Origin of the sequence: Stenotrophomonas sp. Ste86 (assembly GCF_024519465.1) — a bacterium.
In the GTDB taxonomy this organism is placed as follows: Bacteria; Pseudomonadota; Gammaproteobacteria; order Xanthomonadales; family Xanthomonadaceae; genus Stenotrophomonas.
In genome coordinates this window covers 151,338-158,650 of the sequence record NZ_JALJRW010000010.1, presented here as the reverse complement: position 1 = coordinate 158,650, position 7,313 = coordinate 151,338, and the positions used below count along the sequence as shown (strand labels likewise).

At 62.4% G+C, this 7,313-nt stretch carries 8 protein-coding genes and 1 tRNA gene; 3 read left to right on the top strand and 6 right to left on the bottom strand.

Features of this window, described 5'->3' with window-relative positions; translation table 11 throughout:
- Positions 1–347: autotransporter outer membrane beta-barrel domain-containing protein (locus NR101_RS11295; RefSeq protein WP_256775920.1), on the top strand; the 347-nt coding region annotated here is incomplete at its 5' end.
- 479 nt (positions 348–826) lie between these two features.
- Here NR101_RS11295 and NR101_RS11290 read toward each other — a convergent pair.
- A complete protein-coding gene (locus tag NR101_RS11290; RefSeq protein ID WP_256775921.1) occupies positions 827–1,591 on the bottom strand; it encodes a hypothetical protein in 765 nt (254 codons plus the stop codon).
- A gap of 395 nt (positions 1,592–1,986) precedes the next feature.
- Between NR101_RS11290 and NR101_RS11285 the strand changes: the two genes are divergently transcribed.
- On the top strand, positions 1,987–2,118 hold the full coding sequence (locus NR101_RS11285) for a hypothetical protein (RefSeq protein ID WP_256775922.1): 132 nt from the start codon (positions 1,987–1,989) through the stop codon (positions 2,116–2,118).
- A gap of 65 nt (positions 2,119–2,183) precedes the next feature.
- On the opposite strand, the gene NR101_RS11280 is transcribed toward NR101_RS11285, so the two are convergent.
- Positions 2,184–2,645 (bottom strand): VOC family protein, encoded by a 462-nt coding sequence (locus NR101_RS11280; protein ID WP_134832125.1) that lies wholly within the window; start codon positions 2,643–2,645, stop codon positions 2,184–2,186.
- A 110-nt stretch (positions 2,646–2,755) separates the two neighbouring features.
- Here NR101_RS11280 and NR101_RS11275 point away from each other — a divergent pair, with 110 nt between their 5' ends.
- On the top strand, positions 2,756–3,049 hold the full coding sequence (locus NR101_RS11275; protein WP_256775923.1) for an SOS response-associated peptidase family protein: 294 nt from the start codon (positions 2,756–2,758) through the stop codon (positions 3,047–3,049).
- 64 nt (positions 3,050–3,113) lie between these two features.
- Here the strand turns inward: NR101_RS11275 and NR101_RS11270 are convergent.
- The 4 genes from NR101_RS11270 to dtd all read right to left on the bottom strand — a co-directional run bounded on the left by NR101_RS11270 (position 3,114) and on the right by dtd (position 7,259).
- Positions 3,114–3,189, bottom strand: a tRNA-Ile gene (locus NR101_RS11270).
- Between the two features lie 58 nt (positions 3,190–3,247).
- Positions 3,248–4,648, bottom strand: a complete 1,401-nt coding sequence (yjjJ, locus tag NR101_RS11265; protein WP_256775924.1) for a type II toxin-antitoxin system HipA family toxin YjjJ — start codon at positions 4,646–4,648, stop codon at positions 3,248–3,250.
- 233 nt (positions 4,649–4,881) lie between these two features.
- On the bottom strand, positions 4,882–6,729 hold the full coding sequence (rpoD, locus tag NR101_RS11260) for an RNA polymerase sigma factor RpoD (protein WP_256775925.1): 1,848 nt from the start codon (positions 6,727–6,729) through the stop codon (positions 4,882–4,884).
- Between the two features lie 89 nt (positions 6,730–6,818).
- Positions 6,819–7,259 carry a D-aminoacyl-tRNA deacylase gene (gene dtd, locus NR101_RS11255; protein WP_256775926.1) on the bottom strand — a complete coding sequence of 147 codons (441 nt, stop codon included), beginning with the start codon at positions 7,257–7,259 and terminating at the stop codon, positions 6,819–6,821.
- Positions 7,260–7,313 lie beyond the last annotated feature (54 nt).

Sequence of the window (7,313 nt, the reverse complement as noted above, 5' to 3'; positions counted from 1 at the left end):
ACCTGCGCCACACCGAGGCCAACGGCACGGTGGTGACCACGCAGGATGCCGATGGCTTGTATGGCCGCGTGGGTCTGCGTTTGTCCGGGGTCACGCGTTGGGGCGACGGCGCCACCGATGTGCAGCCGTACATCGCCGCCAACTGGCTGCACACCCGCGCCGAGTCGCAGGTGTGGATGGACGACGAGCGCGTGGATGCGCGTATTCCGCGCAGCCGTGCGGAAGTCAGCGCGGGTGCCTCGCTGAAGTTTGCCAACGGGCTCGGGGCCTGGGCCGGGTTGGCCCGGCAGCAGGCCAGTGGCTACCACCTAACCAGCGCTCAGTTGGGCATGAGCTATAGCTGGTAACGCCTAAGCAAAGAGCCGCCCATTGGGCGGCTCTTTGCATTGAGGGCACCGGTCGATTACGTGCGGGTAGCCGGGACGCCACCACATGAAAGTGGTGTTTAGTCATCTCGCCCCCGTCCATGCGCAGCCTCTCTGCTGGGCAACCACCAGCGTCGTGCCCGAGCCGTCGAATCAGTCGATACTGCAGCCCATTTCGCAGATGCGGACCAGCGGCGGCTCATAGGCGCATCCACGCCAGATGCGAGCGGTGGCCGCATTCGTCGCCGGCGGATTCCCGATGCGCGTGGCGGCCGCACTTGTCAGTCGGCGAAGCCTTGCGTGCCGAGACATGCGGGAATGGCACAAGGCGCTGATTACACGATCCCGACGCCGAGATCATGTGAGACACCGACAGCAGCATCAGGCCCCGCTTTCTTACTGCCTGATGGGTGCTGACAATGATGCGATGGGGCCAGAGCCCTGCCCCCATCGTTCACAAACTACTGCGCAATTCCTTTGGCAATCTGCATCAACATCATTTCAGCAGCCTCAATGCGCGATCCGTCGTCACTGATCAATGTGAGCCCATATGACCTGGTCGGTGTTACCCACCTCAACTCGGTCAGTCCTTTTCCACCTTCTGACCTGACAGAATATGAGCGCGCCGGTGTGCCATTGACATCGACGTTGAGCGTTTCCCGAATCAATTTAATGCGGGTTTTCGACGCCAGGTAGTCATCTTCGGAAAACTGAACAACCCCCCAGTTCGGAACTCGGAAGAAACGAGCTACGCCAGTGGAATCGGCGCCCCCGATGGTTCCAGTGGGCTCAGTGCTGAGTAGCTCCGCCGCAGCCAAGGGCGTCTTGGATAAATCGGCCGGCGCATATGACAGGTTTCGCTCAAGCTCTGAATTGCTCCGCCTGACAGGGCTCAGCTCCGCAATGACAGCCGCAGTAGATGGAATCTTGCCTGCAGCCACAGTTTGAACGCCGCCGCCACGAGCAGCACCTGCTGCAACAATGCTCTTAACAGCTTCGGAGGCAGGAAAATCTTTGAGTGAGTAAATCTTGAGGAAGCTTGCATCTGGCGAATCGTACCTGGCAGTTGCGCTCCGTCCTTCTGATGCGAGCCGTTCGGCTTCAGTCTTGACCCGATCCAAGATCGCACGCTGTTGAGCTTGAGCCGGGCCCGAAGTGGGACTAGCCAGCACGGCGAATGAAGTGAAGAGAAGAACAAATCCCACCGCAGTAAAATTCAATTTCATCTTGATCACCATTCAGTGAGATTGCAGTAGGCGGCGCCAGTTGTTCTCTCTCCAGATCCCAGCAGATCCCACACAATCGCGGTAAATACTTGAAGGAAGTGTCTGTACGGATACGGATCGTTTCGGACCGATGACGCAAGCAAGCAGATCTCACGTCCTTGCAGCCATCTCAATACCCCGCCGCACGTCCTCTGCAGTGTGGGCCAGCAGTTCCGGCTGCAACCTTGTATCGGATGCTGGCTCGCATGGAGTCATCCGCCTCGGCCATGCAGGGCTGCCCGGAATCCATCTAGGAGCTGCAGCGTGCAAGATTGCCAGCGGCTCTGGCCAGCTCATCGGCCGCGGAGGACGGGAACCAGCCCACCTGCGAGGTGCTGCAGCTCTTGGAGAGCCACATGGAGCTGCATTCGGCCAACCCAGGCTTCCCGCCCATCGTGCTCGAGCAGGCCACCGAAGTGGAGGTGTTCGCCGTGGTCGGCGTGGTTCGTCAGGTGAAACGCCGAGGCCCACATGTTCGGGCTCGTTGACGGAAAGAACTTCTACGGCAGTTCAACCTGGCAGTGATGCCGGTTCACTTTCCTCTGCACGCCCATCACCTGCTTGGTGGCTGCATGAACTCGATTGTGATGTGATCGGGGCCGGAGACGTAGGCCGCTAGTGTCCCCTTGCGTGGACCGCCTGGAATTGGTTGTGGACTGCCCTTCGCCTTCCATCCCGCAGCCTCTACACGGGCGATGGCGGAGTGAATATCCTCCACGGTCAAAGCCAGGTGTGCAGCTCCGATCGCACCGGCACTCTCCGGCGCGGCTCCATGCTGGCGACCTCCAGAGTACTGCAGCAGCTCAACCATGAACCCATTCGGCGCCAAGACGATTGCCGTGCGCACGTTCGGATCATCAACGCCTGTAACCTGATACAGGAAATCGCCTCCCATCTCCGATTGGCGTTGCAGCTCGAAACCCAGCGCCTGGGTCCAAAAGTGGATGGATTCGTCCAAGGAGGAAACCGTAAAGCCGGCGTGATCAACGCCAACGAGGTGCGTCGTCTTAGTCATGGCTGCATGATCATAGGGGCCGACTCGGCAAGTAGGCCGTCTTTGGGGTTACGGCGTGATAGTGGGTTTCATCAGGAAATCTAGGTGGCGCGGCTTGTTCGGTCAAGTGAATGCACAATGGCGGCCTCGGCACCTTCACCATCATCACCGGCGACAACAGCGGCGTGTCAGCCGATATCCACGACCAGATGCCGCTGTGGCTGCAGCCTGGCCAGGTCGACGACTGGATGGCCGCCGAGCCCGACGACGCCATGGCGATGCTGCTGGCCAGCGAGCCCCACCCCCACTCCATGGAGGCATGCCGAGTCAGCCGGGCGGTGAACAGCCCCTCACAACAACGACGAGCAGCCTTCGCAGCTTCTGTGGATGCAAGGGGATGCCCTTGGACGCCGATGGACGGTTGATCCGCCTATTATTAGGCGTTCGGCAAGGTTTCTGGACTTCGCTGGACGCCTGTAGACATCAATGTGGTGGGCCCACCAGGACTCGAACCTGGAACCAAAGGATTATGAGTCCTCTGCTCTAACCGTTGAGCTATAGGCCCCTGCGGCTGCACAGTGTAGTGGAGCCCCCCAGCCGCTTTCCACTGGAAAAAGCCGGCATCAGCCGAAACGCTGCCCCATCGTCTGTACCCGCCGTACGTTTTCCGCAGCCAGTTCCCGCAGTGCCCCCGAACGCAGCAGCGATGAGCCCGCCACACGCTGCCAGTAGTCCACTGCCAGCGGTGCGGCCCATTGCAGGTGCGTGAGCTGCCCGCTTCGATCGGGTCCGACGGTAGCCAACGGGCTCGCTGCGCGAAGCACGCCAGTCCGCGACGGAGCCAATGACATCGGCAGCATGTCGTAGGCCGGCGCAAGCGGCAGCGGGCCGCGGTCGGTCAGGTGGAAACCGATGTTGCCCTGGTGCATGTCGCTGTTGCCGATCAGCCGCCCGAACGCATGCAGCCGCCCCACCCGGATGAGCGTGTCGCGATCCACCCAGCCCTGCGCATGCAGCAACCCCGCTGCAGTGCCCCAGTCCGCAGTTGCCTCGCCGGTGAAGGCCGATGACAGCGCGAGCAGCGAAACGACGCCGCGCCGCCCGAGCACGTCCACGCTGCGGTCGAAGCGCTGCACCTCCAGGAAGGTATGCGTTTCGGTCTGTAAGAGTTCGGAGACGGCCGCGGGCACGCCCGCGTCGCGCAGGCACTGCAGGGCCAAGTGCTCGCAGACCAGAAGATCCGCCCAGCGCTCGGCCGCCGCGCCGGCAGTGGGCTGGGCGAACTTCACCAGGGCGGCGTAGCGGCCACGTTCGCCCTCGACCGTGGCGGTGAACTTGGGTTGCTCGCCGCCGGGCGACGAGCCGACATCCTCGCCTTCCAGCGCCGCCGCCGCACGCTCCGGGTAGCGATGCGCGCGGTGGGCAGCGAGGACGTGATCGGGCGGGGCATCCAGCGCACGCAACGCGCTCTGCACCACATCGCCACCGAGCAGCAGGTCGCCGATCTCGGTGCCGCCTGCGCGGACCAGTGCCTGCAGGGTGTCACCCAGCTGCCAACGGCTAAGGTCTTCGGGCACGCCAAGGTCCCGGCCCCGACGGTGCGCGAAGGTGCGACCCAGGAAGCCTTGTGGCCGCAGGTCATCCAGATACCAGGGCAGACCGGGGAAGTAGCCGTCCACGGTGTCATCCGGCGACCGGGTGAGATTGGGTCGTGCCGCGTTGGTCTGGACATGGACGCTCTCGCCCGTGAGTGCCACGACCGTGCCGAGTTCTTCGAGGGTGGCATCGGCCCGTAGCCGGAACAGGGGCCATTCGCTCCCTGCCGGGGTCTGCTTGCGCACGGCATACGCCGTGGCGCGGGTGCGTCCCAGGCGCACGATCCGCTCTCCGGCTTCAGCCACCAGGCGGCTGAGGGTGGTCCGGGTGATGCCCAGGCGATCGACGAGAGCGGCTGCGGAGACCGCTTCGCCGGCGGGTAGGCTGTCGATCAGATCCTGGAGCTGGACGGTACGGGGACGAGGCATGGCCGTGGTTTCGGGACGAATTAAGTTACGAATCTATACGCCACTTCAGCAGAAATGGCAAATTTGATTTCCGATATGCCATTGATTTTAATAAACTTATCTTCACCACCCTCTAAAAGACGCAATAATTAAGTTACGTAAATTAGAACGAAATAATCGGCCGACCCTTGGTCGTCACCCATAAAAAAACCCCGCCGAAGCGGGGTCTTTCCATCAACGCACCCGTCCTGGAATCAATCGATATCCAGGAAGCTGCGCAGCTGCTCGGACCGGCTCGGGTGACGCAGCTTGCGCAGCGCCTTGGCTTCGATCTGGCGGATGCGCTCGCGGGTGACGTCGAACTGCTTGCCGACTTCCTCGAGGGTGTGGTCGGTGTTCATGTCGATGCCGAAGCGCATGCGCAGCACCTTGGCTTCCCTCGGGGTGAGGCCGGCCAGCACGTCGCGCACGGTTTCAGACAAGTTGATGTTGGTGGTGTTCTCGATCGGGGACTCCACGTTGGTGTCCTCGATGAAGTCGCCCAGATGGGAATCCTCGTCGTCGCCGATCGGGGTTTCCATCGAGATCGGCTCCTTGGCGATCTTCATCACCTTGCGGATCTTGTCTTCCGGCATGTCCATTTCCTTGGCCAGCTCCTCCGGCGTGGCCTCGCGGCCGTACTGCTGGAGCATCTGGCGGGAAATGCGGTTCAACTTGTTGATCGTTTCGATCATGTGCACCGGGATACGGATGGTGCGCGCCTGATCGGCGATCGAACGGGTGATGGCCTGGCGGATCCACCAAGTCGCATACGTGGAGAACTTGTAACCACGACGGTATTCGAACTTGTCCACGGCCTTCATCAGGCCGATGTTGCCTTCCTGGATGAGGTCGAGGAACTGCAGGCCGCGGTTGGTGTACTTCTTGGCGATGGAGATCACCAGGCGCAGGTTGGCCTCGACCATTTCCTTCTTGGCTTTGCGCGCGCGCGCCTCACCGTAGGCCATGGCGCGGCTGATTTCCTTCAGCTCGTCCAGTTCCAGCCAGGTGGTCTTTTCGATGTCGATCGTCGCCTGCTGTTCGGCGATGATCTGATCCTTGACGTCACGCAGGGCCGAGGACCACTTCTGCTTGCGCTTCAGTGCGTCTTCCACCCACTCCAGGTTGGTCTGGTTGCCTTCCCAGGAACGGATGAAGTCCTTGCGCGGCATGCGCGCGGTCACGGTGGCCAGGTTCAGCACGCGGCGCTCGTGGGACTTGATGTCGGCCATGACGTCGCGCAGCTGCTTGACCAGTACGTCGGTCAGCGGCAACGGCAGCTTCAGGGTCACGAACACGGCGGCCATGTCATCGCGCAGCTTGGCGAGCGGCTTGCGGTCGCCCTTGGCGGCAGCCTTCTTGAACGCGGCATACGCATCGCTCAGGGCCTGCATGCGGCGTGCGACTTCTTCCGGGTCCGGACCGGTCGGGCCGGCTTCTTCTTCAACGTCGTCGCCGTCTTCTTCGTCGTCGGCGTCGTCCTCGGCATCGTCGCTGGTGTCTTCGGCCACGGCCGGGGCCGGGACTTCCTCGACCAGGTCGTTGAAGCCGACGATCACTTCGGCCAGGCGCTTCTTGCCTTCCTTGTGCGCGTCGTAGTCGGCCAGCAGCGATTCCACCGATACCGGGAAGGTACCGAGTGCGGCCTGGACCTGGCCCAGACCTTCTTCGATGCGCTTGGCGATGGCGATTTCGCCTTCGCGGGTCAGCAGCTCGACGGTACCCATTTCGCGCATGTACATGCGCACCGGGTCGGTGGTGCGGCCACCTTCGGTGTCGAGCGCGCTCAGCGCGGCGGCAGCTTCTTCAGCCGCGGTGTCATCGACTTCGCGGTTGCCGGTGTTGCCATCGTTGAGCAACAGGGTTTCTGCATCGGGCGCAACCTCATGGACATCAATGCCCATGCCGTTGATCATGCCGATGATATCTTCGATCTGCTCCGGGTCGACGATGTCGTCGGGCAGGTGGTCATTGACTTCGGCGTAGGTCAGGTAGCCCTGTTCCAGGCCCTTGCTGATCAGAAGCTTGATGTCGTTTTGCTGGGCAGGACGTTCGTTGGCCATGTAGTGCTCGCGCCACCGGCTGGGAGAGGGAATAGAACCTAGCATTATACCAGCCCGGCGCCCCGCGTTCCCGGGCGGTGGTCCCGGGGCTAGGATCTGAGCAGGAAGGTCACTGGACCATCGTTGACCAGGCTGACAACCATATGGGCACCAAACTGGCCGGTTTCCACCCCCGGGGCGTGTTTTTGTCTGCAGATATCGACCAGCCGATTGAATCCGCGTTCAGCCTCCGGCGGCGGCGCGGCGGTACTGAAGCCCGGCCGCATCCCGCTGGAGGTGTCCGCCGCCAGGGTGAACTGGCTGACCAGCAGCAGCCCGCCGCCGGTATCGCGGAGTGATCGGTTCATTTTTCCGGCCGCATCGCCAAAAACACGGTAACCGAGCAGGCGATCGGCCATCCGGGTGATCTGGGCCTCGGTATCGCCCGGCTCCATGCCCACCAGCGCCAGCAGGCCGGGGCCGATCTGGCCGACGATGGCGTCCTCGACGCGGACACTGGCGTGGCTCACGCGCTGGATCAGGACAAGCATGGTCAAGGCTCCGCAACTGAAGGCGGCCCACCTTAACGCGACCGCGCGCCGACA